The 13,529-nt window shown below is 63.0% G+C and carries 14 protein-coding genes; 12 read left to right on the top strand and 2 right to left on the bottom strand.

Going from position 1 to position 13,529, the window contains the following annotated elements; genetic code table 11:
* The first annotated feature begins 26 nt into the window (after positions 1-26).
* Genes L981_RS07550 through L981_RS07535 form a run of 4 tightly spaced genes read left to right on the top strand, consistent with a single transcriptional unit; the run spans position 27 to position 3,403 of the window.
* Positions 27-740 (top strand): ABC transporter permease, encoded by a 714-nt coding sequence (locus L981_RS07550; RefSeq protein ID WP_043613509.1) that lies wholly within the window; start codon positions 27-29, stop codon positions 738-740.
* Positions 740-1,441 (top strand): ABC transporter permease, encoded by a 702-nt coding sequence (locus L981_RS07545; protein ID WP_043613507.1) that lies wholly within the window; start codon positions 740-742, stop codon positions 1,439-1,441. The genes L981_RS07550 and L981_RS07545 overlap by 1 nt, the downstream gene beginning before the upstream one ends.
* Before the next feature lie 35 nt (positions 1,442-1,476).
* On the top strand, positions 1,477-2,241 hold the full coding sequence (locus L981_RS07540) for an ABC transporter ATP-binding protein (RefSeq protein WP_043613505.1): 765 nt from the start codon (positions 1,477-1,479) through the stop codon (positions 2,239-2,241).
* Between the two features lie 10 nt (positions 2,242-2,251).
* Complete coding sequence (locus L981_RS07535; protein WP_043613504.1) at positions 2,252-3,403, top strand: M20 aminoacylase family protein; 1,152 nt, start codon at positions 2,252-2,254, stop codon at positions 3,401-3,403.
* A 26-nt stretch (positions 3,404-3,429) separates the two neighbouring features.
* On the opposite strand, the gene L981_RS07530 is transcribed toward L981_RS07535, so the two are convergent.
* Both L981_RS07530 and L981_RS07525 read right to left on the bottom strand, forming a co-directional pair.
* Positions 3,430-4,806 carry an FAD-containing oxidoreductase gene (locus L981_RS07530; RefSeq protein ID WP_043613500.1) on the bottom strand — a complete coding sequence of 459 codons (1,377 nt, stop codon included), beginning with the start codon at positions 4,804-4,806 and terminating at the stop codon, positions 3,430-3,432.
* The gene (locus tag L981_RS07525; RefSeq protein ID WP_043613498.1) at positions 4,803-5,270 is read right to left on the bottom strand and encodes a membrane protein; all 468 of its coding nucleotides are present in this window, start codon (positions 5,268-5,270) and stop codon (positions 4,803-4,805) included. The genes L981_RS07530 and L981_RS07525 overlap by 4 nt, the downstream gene beginning before the upstream one ends.
* 334 nt (positions 5,271-5,604) lie before the next feature.
* Between L981_RS07525 and L981_RS07520 the strand changes: the two genes are divergently transcribed.
* The 8 genes from L981_RS07520 (at position 5,605) to L981_RS07485 (ending at position 13,498) form a co-directional block, all read left to right on the top strand.
* Positions 5,605-6,516, top strand: coding sequence for an ABC transporter substrate-binding protein (locus tag L981_RS07520; RefSeq protein WP_043613494.1), 912 nt, complete (start codon positions 5,605-5,607; stop codon positions 6,514-6,516).
* 98 nt (positions 6,517-6,614) lie between these two features.
* Positions 6,615-7,784, top strand: a complete 1,170-nt coding sequence (locus L981_RS07515; protein ID WP_043613492.1) for an ABC transporter permease — start codon at positions 6,615-6,617, stop codon at positions 7,782-7,784.
* Positions 7,781-8,719 carry an ABC transporter ATP-binding protein gene (locus L981_RS07510; RefSeq protein ID WP_043613490.1) on the top strand — a complete coding sequence of 313 codons (939 nt, stop codon included), beginning with the start codon at positions 7,781-7,783 and terminating at the stop codon, positions 8,717-8,719. Before L981_RS07515 ends, L981_RS07510 begins: the two co-directional genes overlap by 4 nt.
* Positions 8,719-9,456 carry an ABC transporter permease gene (locus L981_RS07505; RefSeq protein WP_043613488.1) on the top strand — a complete coding sequence of 246 codons (738 nt, stop codon included), beginning with the start codon at positions 8,719-8,721 and terminating at the stop codon, positions 9,454-9,456. The genes L981_RS07510 and L981_RS07505 overlap by 1 nt, the downstream gene beginning before the upstream one ends.
* Before the next feature lie 78 nt (positions 9,457-9,534).
* A complete protein-coding gene (locus L981_RS07500) occupies positions 9,535-10,347 on the top strand; it encodes a pirin family protein (RefSeq protein WP_043613486.1) in 813 nt (270 codons plus the stop codon).
* A gap of 241 nt (positions 10,348-10,588) precedes the next feature.
* Positions 10,589-11,746, top strand: coding sequence for a Gfo/Idh/MocA family protein (locus tag L981_RS07495; RefSeq protein WP_043613483.1), 1,158 nt, complete (start codon positions 10,589-10,591; stop codon positions 11,744-11,746).
* A gap of 13 nt (positions 11,747-11,759) precedes the next feature.
* A complete protein-coding gene (locus L981_RS07490; RefSeq protein ID WP_043613481.1) occupies positions 11,760-12,644 on the top strand; it encodes a carbohydrate ABC transporter permease in 885 nt (294 codons plus the stop codon).
* Positions 12,641-13,498, top strand: a complete 858-nt coding sequence (locus L981_RS07485) for a carbohydrate ABC transporter permease (RefSeq protein ID WP_043613479.1) — start codon at positions 12,641-12,643, stop codon at positions 13,496-13,498. Before L981_RS07490 ends, L981_RS07485 begins: the two co-directional genes overlap by 4 nt.
* The last annotated feature ends 31 nt before the right edge of the window (positions 13,499-13,529 follow it).

Genomic DNA, 13,529 nt, shown 5'->3' with positions numbered 1-13,529 from the left:
AGACACTCGGGAACAGGTAACGACGGATGGACTATTACTGGCAATTGCTTGCCTGGGGCGGCGAGGGCTGGGGCGACGATTTCGCCTGGGGCCTGCTGATGACCTTGCAGGTATCCGTGGTCGCCTATGCGGTTGCGGTTCTCTTCGGTTTCCTCGGGGCTGCCGGTAAACTGTCGAAACACCGCGTCCCGCGGTTTCTCGCCGACATCTACACGACAGTCGTGCGCTCGCTTCCTGAGCTGCTCGTCATTCTGCTTCTCTATTTCTCGGTCGCAAGCGGCGCCGAACGGCTGTTGAAACACTTCGGCCTCGTTGCCGAGAGCTTCCAGTTCAGCCCGTTCTGGGCGGCGATCATCGCGCTCGCCTTCGTTTCCGGCGCCTTCATGACCGAGGTGCTGCGCTCCGCCTTCCTTTCGGTGCCGCCGGGCCAGATCGAGGCGGCGGTCTCGATCGGCATGTCCAGGCAGAAGATCTTCACCCGTATCGTCTTCCCGCAGATGATGCGCCACGCGGTTCCCGGCATGGGCAATCTCTGGCTGTCGATCACCAAGGAAAGCGCCATCATCAGCGTGCTCGGCTCCTTCAGCGAGCTGCTCTACACCGGCTATCGCGCTGCTGCCGGCACCAAGCAGTACATCTTTTTCTATGGGCTGACGGCCATCCTGTTCCTGGCGATCACGCTCGTTTCCGTGCTGGTGATCGCGCAGATCGAACGCCGCCTCAACCGGGGGCACCACTGATGGATACGATCTCCAACGTCCTCGGCTTTCTGCCGGCGCTGCTCAAGGCCACCCCGCTGACGCTGCTGCTGACGGCGGTCGCCGGCGTCTTCGGTCTCGTCCTCGGCACGCTGGTCGCGCTCGCACGGCTGTCCGGCCGCCGTGTGCTCTCGGTCCCGGCCTATGTTTTCACCTTCGCTTTCCGCGGCACGCCGCTGCTCGTGCAGATCTATCTGATCTACTATGGCCTCGGGCAGGTCCTGCCCGGCACCTGGGTGCGCCACAGCTTCCTTTGGCCCTATCTGCGTGATGGTCTGTGGTATGCGATCTTTGCGCTCAGCCTCAACCAGGCGTCCTATAACGCAGAGGTTATCCGCGGCGCGATCAAGGCAATCCCGCGCGGACAGATCGAAGCGGCAAAATCGATCGGCATGCGCTCGTCGATGATCCTTCGCCGCATCACCCTGCCGCAGGCGTTCCGCTCCTGCCTGCCGGTGCTGACGGGCGACCTGATCATCCTGCTGAAGACGACGTCGCTCGCCTCGACGATCACCGTGCTTGAGGTGATGGGCACCGCCCGCATCCTGCAGCGCCAGTCGCTGTTGACCTTCGAGCCGCTGATTGCCGCCGGCATCATCTATTTCACCGTCGTCTTCATCCTGACGCGCATCATGGGCGTCGTCGAGAAGCGGCTCACCCGCTACCGCACGGCGAAGGCATAAGAGGAGGCGCGCCAAGGCGCGCGAGAGGAACGAACATGGTCGCATCAGCGCTTTCGGTGAAGAATATTCACAAGAGCTTCGGGTCCGTCGAGGTGCTGAAAGGCGTCTCCTTCGAGGCAAAGTCCGGCGACGTCATCTCGCTGATCGGCAGCAGCGGCTCCGGCAAGAGCACGCTTCTGCGCTGCATCAACTATCTGGAGACGCCGGACGAGGGGGAGATCTCCGTCTCGGGCGAGGTGATCAGGACAGCCAAAGGTAAGGACGGCAAGTTCCATGCCGTCGACAAGCGACAGCTCGAACACATCCGCACCCGTCTCGGCATGGTGTTCCAGAGCTTCAATCTCTGGTCCCACAAGACCATCCTTGAAAACATCATCGAAGGGCCGATCCATGTTCTCGGCATGACGAAGAAGGATGCGATCGGCGAAGCCGAGCTCTTGATGGAAAAGGTCGGCATCACGCCGAAGCGCGATCACTATCCCAACCAGCTTTCCGGCGGCCAGCAGCAGCGCGCGGCGATCGCCCGGGCGCTGGCGATGAAGCCCGAGGTGATGCTTTTCGACGAGCCCACCTCGGCGCTCGATCCGGAACTCGTCAACGAGGTGCTGCTCGTCATCAAGAAGCTCGCTGAAGAAGGCCGCACGATGGTGATGGTCACCCACGAAATGTCACTCGCCCGTGATATCTCGAGCGAAGTGATCTTCCTGCACAAGGGTTTGGTCGAAGAACGCGGTGCGCCCCAGCAGATGATGCGCGATCCGCAATCGGCGCGGCTGCGCCAGTTCCTGCAGATGGCTTGAGGAGGCCGAAATGCGCGACGCCAATTTTTCCGAATTCCTGCCCGAGCTCGTCGACATCCGCCACACGCTGCACGAGATGCCCGAGATCGGCCTTTCCGAGGTGAAGACCTCGGAGTTTGTCGCCGGCCTCCTGCAATCCTGGGGCTTCGAGGTCACCCGTGGTCTTGCGACAACAGGCATCGTTGCAACGCTGAAGCGCGGCAACAGCAACCGCGCCATCGGCTTTCGCGCCGATTTGGATGCGCTGCCGATGCAGGAAGAGACCGGCCTTGCCTATCAGAGCAAGCATCCGGGCGCGATGCATGCCTGCGGCCATGACGGCCACACCAGCATGCTGCTCGGCGCAGCCTGGGCGCTGTCGAAGGACGAGAGCTTCAACGGCACGGTTCACCTGATCTTCCAGCCGGCCGAGGAAAACTTCGGTGGCGGCAAGCTGATGATCGAGGACGGCCTGTTCGAGCGTTTCCCTTGCGAACGGGTCTATGCGCTTCACAATTGGCCGGGTCTTCCGCTCGGCCAATTCTCCAGCCGCGCCGGCGCCATGGCGGCGTCGATCGACGTGCTGACGCTGACGATCAAGGGCAAGGGTGGCCACGGCGCCCAGCCGGAACTGACGGTCGACCCGGTCGTCGTCGGTTCCAGCGTGGTGATGGCGCTGCAGACGCTGGTCTCGCGCAACGTCTCTCCGCACCAGCCGTCCGTATTGACGGTCGGCTCGTTCCAGGCGGGTTCCGCTTCCAACATCATTCCGGATACCGCGGTGCTGGAAATCAGCATGCGCGCCATGGACCCTGTCGTCCGCAAGCAGTTGCAGGAGCGTGTCGAGCAGATCGCCCGCCTGCAGGCGGAAAGCTACAACGCCGAAGCCGTCTTCGACTGGCAGGTCGGCTATCCTGCGACGATCAACGATGCCGAGGCGGTCGAGGACGCGCGTGCGGTGATCGCCGACACATTCGGCGCGGATGCCTATGTCGAGTTGCCTGAGCCGCTGATGGGCAGCGAGGACTTCTCGTTCTTGCTGGAAAAGGTGCCGGGCGCCTATGTGCTGATCGGCAATGGCGACAGCAGTGGGCTGCACACAACCCGCTACGATTTCAACGACGACATTCTTGAGCGCGGCGCGACCTATTTCTACCAGCTCGCACGCGCGGCGCTCGTTTAAGCGCGCGGCATCAAACGCCCGGTCGCTCAGGTGGCCGGGTGAAGGTCGCCGAAGACCGTCGGGATCAGCTCCGACACGGTCGGGTGGATATGAACCGCGTGCGTGATCGTCGTGTAGGGCTTGCCGGCATACATGACGTCGAGGATGCTCTGCACCGCCTCGTCGCCGCTCGTTCCGAGGATCGAAGCTCCGAGAATCTTCTTGCTTTCGGCGTCGACGATCACTTTCATGAAGCCTTCGGTTTCTCCCTTTTCCACGGCACGGCCGACACGGGTCATCGGTCGCGTGCCGATGAGCAGCTTGCGTCCCGCCTTGCGCGCCTCGGTTTCCGTCATGCCGGCGCGGCCAAGCGGCGGATCGATGAAGAGGCCGTAGGTCGAAATGCGGTCGCTGACCTTCCGCGCCTCGCCGTCGAGCAGATTGGCGGCGATGATCTCGAAGTCGTTGTAGGCCGTGTGGGTGAATGCGCCGCGGCCGTTGCAGTCGCCCATCGCGAAAATATGCGAGACGTTGGTCGCAAGCTGCTCGTCGACTTCGATATAGCCGCGTGCGTCGGTCTTGACGCCGGCGCGGTTAAGATCGAGATCGTCGGTGTTCGGCCGGCGCCCGGTCGCGAGCAGCAGGTGGGAGCCGACGATCTCGGGTGCGCCCGCCGTGCAATCCACGCCGGCGACGACGTCGTCGCCACTCCTGGCAAAGCGGATGCACTCGGCATTAAGGCGAAACTGGATGCCCTCTTTCTCCAGGATGGCGAGAATGGCGTCGGAAACGTCCGTATCCTCGCGGCCGATCAGCCGCGGCCCCTTCTCGATCACGGTGACTTCGGAGCCGAAGCGACGGAACATCTGCGCAAACTCGAGCCCGATGTAGCTGCCGCCGACGACGATCAAGTGGCGGGGCAGGGTGTCGAGATCCATGATCGAGACGTTGGTGAGATACGGTACGTCCGCGACACCGGGGAAATCCGGGGTCGCGGCGCGCCCGCCGACATTCAGAAAGATCTGGTCGGCCGAGAGCAGCGCGTCGCCGACCCGGATCTCATGCGGGCTTTCGAAGCGCGCATGGCCTTGGAACACGGTGCAGTTCTCCATGCCTTTCAGCCAGTTTTCGATGTTTCCCCGGGACGTGAACCGCACCGTGTCCTTGCGCGCCATGACGCGGGCAAAGTCGATGGTGACCGGGCCGGTCGTCACGCCATAGTCTGCGCCCCGTCGCGCCAGATGCGCGGCATAGGCGCTCGCGACCATCGCCTTGGTCGGCATGCAGCCGGTGTTGACGCAGGTGCCGCCGAAGTGCTTGCGCTCGATCAGGGCGACGGTCTTGCCGGCCGCCGTGAGCCGCCCGGCAAGCGATGGACCGGCCTGGCCGGCACCGATGATGATTGCGTCGAAATGTTTCGTCATGAGACCGAGGACACCACCCAGAGTGCGAGGAGAACGGCAACAGCATCCTCGAGAAGGGCGATCGGCAGATCCTTGCCGCCGATGGCCGCAACGAGGCGCTTGCGCGCTTCATAGCCGCCGAGCGTTCCGATAATTGCACCGATGACGCCGGCGACCAGTCCGGGGAGCATAGCACCTCCGGCCGTGCCAAGCACGGCGCCGCAGAAAGCACCCGAAACGATGCGGGCGCCGAACTGCTGGGGAACCTTGCGGCTTGGCGTGCTCGGCAACTGATCACCGACGAATTCCACGAGCGCCAGAAGGCCGGCGACATAGGGCGTGAACCGGAAGCCCATGAAGGCTGCCCAGGTGCCGTTGAGCGGCAGCCAGCCGGCGGCTGCGCCAATGCTGACGGCGGCAGGTGCGGTCATGGTGCGCAGGCCGGCAACCACGCCGATAAGCAGCGCGAGAAGATAGATCGACATAAATTCCCCGAACGTTCGCCGGGCGAGCCCGGCCGTCAGCCCCCAGACGGGTCGGGTCGAGCGGCTTCGCGACCAAGAATGAAGGCGGTTGTTTCTGGCGGGCCGCAATCAGAGTGGCCGACAATGCCGGCCTTTGCAACCGCGCAATCACGGGCGGCTTCTCTTAGTCTATGCTTTCGATCGTCTTAGTCGCCGGCGAGATTATTCGCCTGCTGCAGTCTGTGCGTGCAACCCTATTTTTTGCCGGGGCCTGACATATATGGAATGCCTTGCCCCGACGGAGCGGGCGTTCCGTGATCAAACTTGCGGAGCGAAACTCGAGGAGAGACCCATCATGCGCCTGACCAGACTGCTTATCGGAACTGCCCTTGCCTTCACGCTGACTGCTGCCGCGGCGAGTGCCGATGTGGTCGTATCCTCGAAGATCGACACGGAGGGCGGTGTGCTCGGCAACATCATCCTTGCGGTGCTCAACGCCAACAACATCAAGACGGTCGACCGCGTCCAGCTCGGGGCGACGCCGGTCGTGCGCAAGGCGATCACCGCCGGCGAGATCGACATCTATCCGGAATACACGGGCAATGCCGCCTTCTTCTTCGAAAAGGCCGACGATCCGGTCTGGAAGGATGCGGCCAAGGGCTATGAGACGGCCAAGAAGCTCGACTACGACGCCAACAAGATCGTCTGGCTGACGCCATCGCCGGCCAACAATACCTGGGCGATCGGCCTGCGCAAGGAAGTGGCCGATGAAAACAAGCTGAAGACGCTGAGCGACTTTGGCAAATACATCGCTGGCGGCGGGAAGGTCGTGCTGGCGGCGTCGTCTGAATTCGTGAACTCGGCCGCCGCACTGCCGGCGTTCCAGACGACCTACGGCTTCACCTTGAAGCAGGACCAGCTCATCACGCTTTCCGGCGGTGATACCGCGGCAACGATTGCGGCTGCGGCGAACCAGACGAACGGCGCGAACGCGGCCATGGTCTATGGCACCGACGGTGGCATCGCGCCGTCAGGTCTCATAGTGCTGGAAGACGACAAGGCGGTGCAGCCCGTCTATCAGCCGGCTCCCATCATCCGCGAGGCCATACTCAAGGAAAACCCGCAGATCGAGGAACTCTTGAAGCCGGTGTTCGAGAAGCTGGACCTGGTGACGCTACAGGAGCTGAACGGCCGCGTGCAGGTCGGTGGCGAACCGGCCAAGGCGGTCGCCGAGGACTTCCTGAAGAAGAACGGTTTCCTGAAATAAGTTGACGGACACCCGGGACGCTGGTCGGATGGCCGGCGTTCCGGGATAGGCCTGCAGGTGCCGGAGACGCGCCGGCACAGGCGGGGAGGGAATGTGGTTTGAAAGCACTCCGCTTTGACAAGCTCGGAGCGATCATTGCGGCCCTGGCGCTCGGCGGCGCCTTCATCGCGCCTTTTGCAACGTTTCGTGCCAACCGTATTGTCGCCGGCGAGGTCAAGTCGGTGGCCGACGCCCTGCCTGCGGGCTGGAGTGCCGTGCTGCTGGCCATCGTGGTCTGCGCGGTCGTCGTCGCGCTACTGCGCTCGCCCGCTTATCTGCGTCTCGCTGCGGCTTTTGTCGCGCTCGCCACGCTGGCGCTCGGCATCGGCGTTGCCGCCACGCATCTGACGCCTGAAGCCAACACCTATGCCCGGGTGTCGCCCGCTTCGGGCTTTTGGACCATGCTCTTTGCCTTCGGGCTGCTCGCCGCCGACGCCTTGACGCGACTGCGCCCGGTGCCTTTCGTGCGCGTCGTGGTGCTCGTCGCCGTGCTTGGCTTTATCGGAATACTCTTGCTTTCCGGCACCTGGGACGGTCTTTCCATCCTGAAGGAGTATGCGAGCCGGGTGGACACGTTCTGGGCGGAGGGCCGCAAGCACGTGACCCTGGCGCTAGGCTCGCTCGTCGCTGCGACCGTCGTCGGCATCCCGCTCGGCATCCTCTGCCACCGGGTCACGCGACTGCGCGACGGATTGCTCGGCGTGCTGAACGCGATCCAGACGATCCCGTCGATCGCGCTCTTCGGCATTCTCATCGCGCCGCTCGGCTGGATCGCCCTCCATGTGCCGGGCGCCGCCGCGATCGGCATTCGTGGCATCGGCGTTGCTCCGGCCTTCGTCGCCCTCTTCCTCTATTCGCTGCTGCCTGTCGTCGCCAACACCGTCGTCGGACTGGCCGGCGTTCCGCGAGACGCGAACGACGCCGCGCGTGGCATCGGCATGACCGATTGGCAACGGCTGGTCGGCATCGAATTTCCGCTGGCCTTTCCGGTGATCCTCACCGGGATCCGCATCGTGCTCGTCCAGAATATCGGCCTTGCGACCATCGCTGCGCTCATCGGCGGCGGCGGCTTCGGCGTCTTCGTCTTTCAGGGCGTCGGCCAGACCGCGATGGACCTCGTGCTGCTCGGTGCCGTCCCGACGGTCGTGCTGGCGTTCGCCGCGGCGATCGTGCTCGACGCGGTCATCGAGATGGCCACACCCAACACCAGGCAGGCAGAGGCCGCATGATCGAGATCGAGAACATCACCAAGCGCTATGGCGAAAGCACCGTTGTCGACGACGTCAGCCTGACGATCGCGCCGCGCACGGTCACGGTCGTCGTCGGGACCTCCGGCTCCGGCAAGACCACGCTTCTGCGCATGGTCAACCGGCTGGTCGAGCCGACCTCGGGCACAATCCGCCTCGACGGCGAGGACAATCGTTCGCTACCCGGTTATGAGTTGCGCCGGCGGATCGGCTACGCGATCCAGGGGCACGGTCTGTTTCCCCACCGCACTGTCGCCCAGAACATCGCGACCGTGCCGACCTTGCTCGGATGGGAGCGTGCGCGCATCGATGCGAAGGTGGAGGAACTCCTGCGCCTTTTCCAGCTCGATCCTGCCGATTTCAGTCCGCGTTTCCCGCACGAACTGTCCGGCGGCCAGCAGCAGCGTGTCGGCGTCGCCCGGGCGCTTGCGGCCGAGCCCAAGGTGCTGTTGATGGACGAGCCCTTCGGAGCGCTCGATCCGATCATCCGCGCCAAGGCGCAGGACGATCTGCTTGCCATCCAGAAACACTTCCAGACGACGATCATTCTCGTCACCCACGATATGGAAGAGGCCTTTCACCTAGCCGATCGCATTGCCGTTATGGACAAGGGCAAAGTGGTGCAGTACGCGACCCCCGCCGAAATGCTGCTGAAGCCGGCCACCCCCTTCGTTGAAAGCCTGATCGGCGCGGGCGAGCGGCCCTACCGCCTGCTGGCGATCGCGCCGGTATCGAGTGCGGTGGAGCCCGGGTCCGCAGAAGGTGCTCCGATTTCGAGCGATGCCAGCCAGAGGGAGGCCCTGGCCGAACTCCTCTGGTCTGGACGAGATGCACTGCCGGTCGCAGGTCCCGACGGTGCCGTGATCGGCAAGGTCAGCCTCAAGGGGCTGGCCAAACGTGCGGCCGGTCCAGCCTGATGCCAAAGCTCGCCACGCTCATTCGCATCGCGGTTTTCCTGGCTCTGGTCGCATTCCTGCTGCAGCCCCATTGGTTTGAGCCGCTGCTGCGACCGCTGGTGCAGGACAACGCCCCTGTCATCTACAACCAGGGAAGCCTGCTGCAGCTGACGTTCCTGCATCTGCGCACTGTGGCGCTGGCGGTAGCAGCGGCCGCGCTGGTCGCGCTTGCGCTTGCCATTCTCGTCACGCGTACCTCCGGAGCGGAATTCCTGCCGCTCTCGCGCAGCCTGGTGAACATCGGTCAGACTTTTCCGCCCGTTGCGGTGTTGGCGCTCGCGGTTCCGATCTTCGGCTTCGGCGAAAAGCCGACGCTGATCGCGCTTTTTCTCTACGGCCTGTTGCCGATTTTCGAGAATGCGCTGACGGGGCTGACGACCTTGCCTCCGTCGGTCATGGAGGCGGCGCGCGGCGCCGGCATGACGAGCGGCCAGCGGCTTCTCAAGGTAGAGCTGCCGCTGGCGATGCCGGTGATCCTGGCAGGCATCCGGCTGTCGGTCGTCATCAGCCTTGCAACCGCGACGATCGGATCGACGGTCGCCGCAAAAACGCTTGGCGAAGTGATCATCGCCGGGCTGCAGTCGAACAACCTTTCCTTCGTCGTTCAGGGTGGCCTCATCGTCGCAACGCTTGCGGTGCTTTTGCACGACGGGTTGCAGGCGGCGGAGCGGAAGCTTGCCGCGCGCATGGGCCGCTGAAGCCGCCTCACGGAACTGCCCAGGGGGCGCTCGCCATTCATCGGCGTGCCAAGCCGCAGCACCGTGCTAGAATGGACGATGCTTTATCGAGGGGCCAGAAGTCCTGTCGTCAGGGATACCGGCGGATTTGTCGCCAGGCTGAACATGCCCGGATGGCTGCAGCCCTGGCCGCGCGATCATGGTTATGGCCCCCTGGCGATGGTCGTGGAATCGATGCTTTCGCCGGGTCGGCTGATCGCCATGCACGAGCACCGCAATGACGAAATCCTGTCCTGGGTGCCGGATGGCGTCATGCGCCACAACGACCGCGCGATCGGCGAGCTGGTCATCGACAGCGGACATCTGATGGTGATGAATGCGGGCACGAGCTTCTGGCATTCCGAAGAGACGTTGCCTGATGATCCGCCGCTCAGGATGCTCCAGATCCTCGTGCGCCCGCATGGCCTCGATCTGCCACCGAAGATCCAGCATGGGCCGATTGCCGTCGGGGCGGTCAACGAGTGGCGGCACCTTGTCGGGCCGGAAGGTGGGACGGCTCCCTTCTTCGTCCGCAGCGCCATCGACATTTTCGACCTGCGGCTCGAGCCCGGGGCAGGGACAGCGTTTCCCCGAGTGGCAGGCCGTCACCTCTATTTCTACGTCTTCTCCGGTGCGATACAGGCGGGTCGAGCCAGTTTCTGCGCTTCGGAGCAGGGGCTGCTCCCCTCCGATGAAGGCTTGGACCTTGTCGCCACCCGCGACGCAATCGTCGTTGCGTTCCTGATCGAGCCGGATGCGCCTGTCGCGAGAGGAGGGACGGTCGGCGACCACCGAAAAATCCCGACGCCCTATCTGGCCCGGCCCTTGCTCGGGCTTCTGCGCTGGCGTGACCGCCTGGTCGGAAAAACGTGAGCCGTGAAAAAGATCGTTCCGCAACGTGCAGTGGTCTGGACCGCTTTCCTCCTGCCGTAGAGTTGCGCTGTGTGCACCCTCTTTAGTTGTCCATGAAATGCCTGCTTTGTCAGCATTTGCCTGAGATATGAAAATGAATTTCACAATTTTACGAAATATGCGGATTCGAGTTGACGGCCTGAAAAAACTGTCCCAGTCTGCGAAAATAAATTACGCCAAAAGGCAGGGGAACAGGACGAGCATGAAAGTTGGCATCATCGGACTCGGATTCCGTTTGGGTTATCTCGGCTATGTCTTCAAGGCCATGGACGAGAGCTTCGAAATCGCCGGATACGTCGATCCGAACCCGGCTGGCCTGGCCACGCTCACCGAAAAAGGCATCTCTCCCGGCAAGGCCTATGCCACACCGCAAGAGCTGATCGCCAACGAGAAGCTCGATCTCCTGATGATCGGCTCGCCCAACCACATGCACCTCGACCACATCCGGATCGGCCTTGAAGCCGGCCTGAAGGTCTTCAGCGAAAAGCCGATCGTCACCACGATCCAGGAGAGCCTGGAACTCGCAGCGCTCATGGCGAAGTTCGGTCATGAGCGGCTGATGGTCGGTCTCGTCTTGCGCTATGCGCCCATGTACCGCGATCTCCGCCAGGCGCTTGCCGAAGGCAAGCTTGGCCAGGTGGTCTCGATCGAGGCATCCGAGCATATCGAGCCCTATCACGGCGCCTTCTTCATGCGCGACTGGCGCCGCTACGAGCGCTATTCCGGCAGCTTCATGCTGGAGAAATGCTGCCACGACCTCGACCTCTACAATGGCGTCGTCGGTGCTCGCCCGGAACGCGTCGCGAGCTTCGGTGGCCGCAAGAGCTTCATCCCCGCCAACGACCCGGCCCGCGAAGGCATCAACGATCTCGAACTCTTCCACCGCAAGCCGAGCGGCTGGATGGGGTCTGACAAGGTTTTCGACAGCGACGGCGACATCATCGACTACCAGGTGGCAATCGTCGAATACGCCAACGGCGTCGGCATGAACTTCCACACCAATCTCAACGTGCCGGATCAGTTCCGCCGCTTCTGCATCATGGGCTCGCGCGGCATGGCCGAGGGCGATTTCATTCGCGGCTACTTCGACGTGCACGAGATGCTGACCGGCAAGAAGGTCATCGAGAACAAATACAAGGCCACGGAACTGTCGCAGCACTACGGTGCCGACGAGCAGATGGCGACCGATATCATCGGCCATGTGCGCGACGGCCGGCCGCTGCCGGTTTCGACCCGCGATGCGCTGGAAGCCGGCATCCTGGCGCTCTCCATGGACGAGGCTCGGCGCAAGAAGAGCGTCATAGACCTCCGGCCCATATGGGACCGTTTCGACGAAGCCCTGCATTCCCGCGCGGCGTAAGGGGAGGCGACGGATGAGTGTTCAACGCAGCACAGTCATCTTCGCCTGGATCCTGCTTCTTCCTGCTGTTCTCTACGTCACGGTGATCGTCGCCTATCCGCTGGTCGACACCTTCATCCTGTCGTTTACGGACGCGTCGCTGAAGAAGACGACCAATTGGGTCGGCTGGACCAACTACGACAAGATCTTCAACGAGACCTTCGCCGAGGTCATCTTCCGGACCTTCATCTGGACGTTCTTCTCGGTGTCGATCAAGATGATCATCGGCGTTTTCGGCGCGACGATGCTGAACGCGGCCGTGCCCGGTCGGGCGCTTTTCCGCCTGCTCACCATGCCGCCATGGATCGTGCCGATGGCCATCGGCATCTTCATGTGGGGCTGGATGTACAACGGCCAGTTCGGCATGATCTCCGGCGTGCTGCAGAACCTCGGCCTCACCAATGGGCCGATCGCTTTCCTGGCGCGGGGCGAAACCGCCTTCTGGGCGACGATCGTCACCGACGTGTGGATCGGCGTGCCGCTGGTGACGCTCTATATGCTGGCGGCCATGCAGGCGATCCCGCAAGATCTCTACGAGGCCGCCTGGACCGACGGGGCAGGGCGCTTCTATCGCTTCCGCCGCATCACGCTGCCGCTGCTCGTGCCGTCGCTGATCACCATGTCGATGTTGTCGCTGATTGCGACCTTCAACTCCTTCGACATCATCTGGATCCTCACCCAGGGCGGTCCCAATGGTGAGACGACCACGATGATCATCGACACCTATCGCACCGCGATCGGGTCGAAAAAATACGGCGAAGGGGCGGCGCGTGCGGTGCTGATCTGCATCTTCCTGTCGATCTTCTGCTTTGCCTATTTCCGGGTCACCAGCCGTCTTTCTCAGGGGGAACAGAAATGAGCCAGCCTGCCCTGATCAATCGCTACCGCTGGTACGAGCTCCTTGGCATCTATGCCGGCATCTTCGTCTTCCTCACCTTCATCCTGGCGCCCTTCGTGGAAGGGTTCCTGGTGTCGCTGAAGCCGCTGGGTCTCCTGTTTTCGTCGCCCTATCGCTTCTGGCCGGAAAACGGGTCGTTTGCCGCCTACTTTACGATGTGGGAGAGCGTACCGGGCTTTGCCCGCTACATCTTCAATTCCTTCTTCATCTCCACCATCGTCACGGCCATCGTGCTGGTGTTGGTCATTCCTGCTGCCTACGCCTTCGCCCGCTTCAACTTCCGCGGTGCCGGCGTGCTGCTCGGCGCATTCCTCGCCGTCAACATGTTCTCGGGCGCGGTGCTGTTGATCCCGCTCTTCCGGCTGATGCGCACCTTCGGCGTGCTCAACACCTATCTCGCCATGATCGTGCCGGGCGTCGCCTTCCTGATCCCGTCTGCGATCTGGTTGCTGCGCACCTACATGATGCGCATCCCGCGCGAACTGGACGAGGCTGCCTTCGTCGACGGCGCCAGCCACTTCTACACGCTGCGCCGGGTGATCCTGCCGATCGCCATGCCCGGTATCACCGTGGTGGCGATCACCACCTTCATCGGCGCCTATGCCCAGCAGTTCATCTACGCGCTGACCTTCAATTCCAAGAGCGAATTCATGCCGCTGCCTGTCGGTCTCTTTGCCTATTTCGGACGCCAGGAAGTGGTCTGGAACGAGCTGATGGCCGCGAGCTTCGTCGGCATCGCGCCGGCCGTCGTCGTCATCTTCCTCTTGCAACGCTATCTCGTCAGCGGGCTGACCGCGGGCGCGGTGAAACAATAAGACTTAAGTCAACCACCAGAGAACGGGAGCA

It is taken from the genome of Ensifer sp. ZNC0028 (assembly GCF_000799055.1).
Lineage (GTDB): Bacteria > Pseudomonadota > Alphaproteobacteria > Rhizobiales > Rhizobiaceae > Ensifer.
This window is presented reverse-complemented; position numbering and strand designations above follow the sequence as displayed.

What these genes read in the sequence shown, in the direction of transcription:
- L981_RS07540 (WP_043613505.1), top strand. Translation starts at nt 1,477, where the DNA reads ATGGTCGCATCAGCGCTTTCGGTGAAGAATATTCACAAGAGCTTCGGG.
- L981_RS07545 (WP_043613507.1), top strand. Translation starts at nt 740, where the DNA reads ATGGATACGATCTCCAACGTCCTCGGCTTTCTGCCGGCGCTGCTCAAG.
- L981_RS07535 (WP_043613504.1), top strand. Translation starts at nt 2,252, where the DNA reads ATGCGCGACGCCAATTTTTCCGAATTCCTGCCCGAGCTCGTCGACATC.
- L981_RS07510 (WP_043613490.1), top strand. Translation starts at nt 7,781, where the DNA reads ATGATCGAGATCGAGAACATCACCAAGCGCTATGGCGAAAGCACCGTT.
- L981_RS07525 (WP_043613498.1), bottom strand. Translation starts at nt 5,270, where the DNA reads ATGTCGATCTATCTTCTCGCGCTGCTTATCGGCGTGGTTGCCGGCCTG.
- L981_RS07485 (WP_043613479.1), top strand. Translation starts at nt 12,641, where the DNA reads ATGAGCCAGCCTGCCCTGATCAATCGCTACCGCTGGTACGAGCTCCTT.
- L981_RS07495 (WP_043613483.1), top strand. Translation starts at nt 10,589, where the DNA reads ATGAAAGTTGGCATCATCGGACTCGGATTCCGTTTGGGTTATCTCGGC.
- L981_RS07505 (WP_043613488.1), top strand. Translation starts at nt 8,719, where the DNA reads ATGCCAAAGCTCGCCACGCTCATTCGCATCGCGGTTTTCCTGGCTCTG.
- L981_RS07530 (WP_043613500.1), bottom strand. Translation starts at nt 4,806, where the DNA reads ATGACGAAACATTTCGACGCAATCATCATCGGTGCCGGCCAGGCCGGT.
- L981_RS07500 (WP_043613486.1), top strand. Translation starts at nt 9,535, where the DNA reads ATGCTTTATCGAGGGGCCAGAAGTCCTGTCGTCAGGGATACCGGCGGA.
- L981_RS07550 (WP_043613509.1), top strand. Translation starts at nt 27, where the DNA reads ATGGACTATTACTGGCAATTGCTTGCCTGGGGCGGCGAGGGCTGGGGC.
- L981_RS07490 (WP_043613481.1), top strand. Translation starts at nt 11,760, where the DNA reads ATGAGTGTTCAACGCAGCACAGTCATCTTCGCCTGGATCCTGCTTCTT.
- L981_RS07520 (WP_043613494.1), top strand. Translation starts at nt 5,605, where the DNA reads ATGCGCCTGACCAGACTGCTTATCGGAACTGCCCTTGCCTTCACGCTG.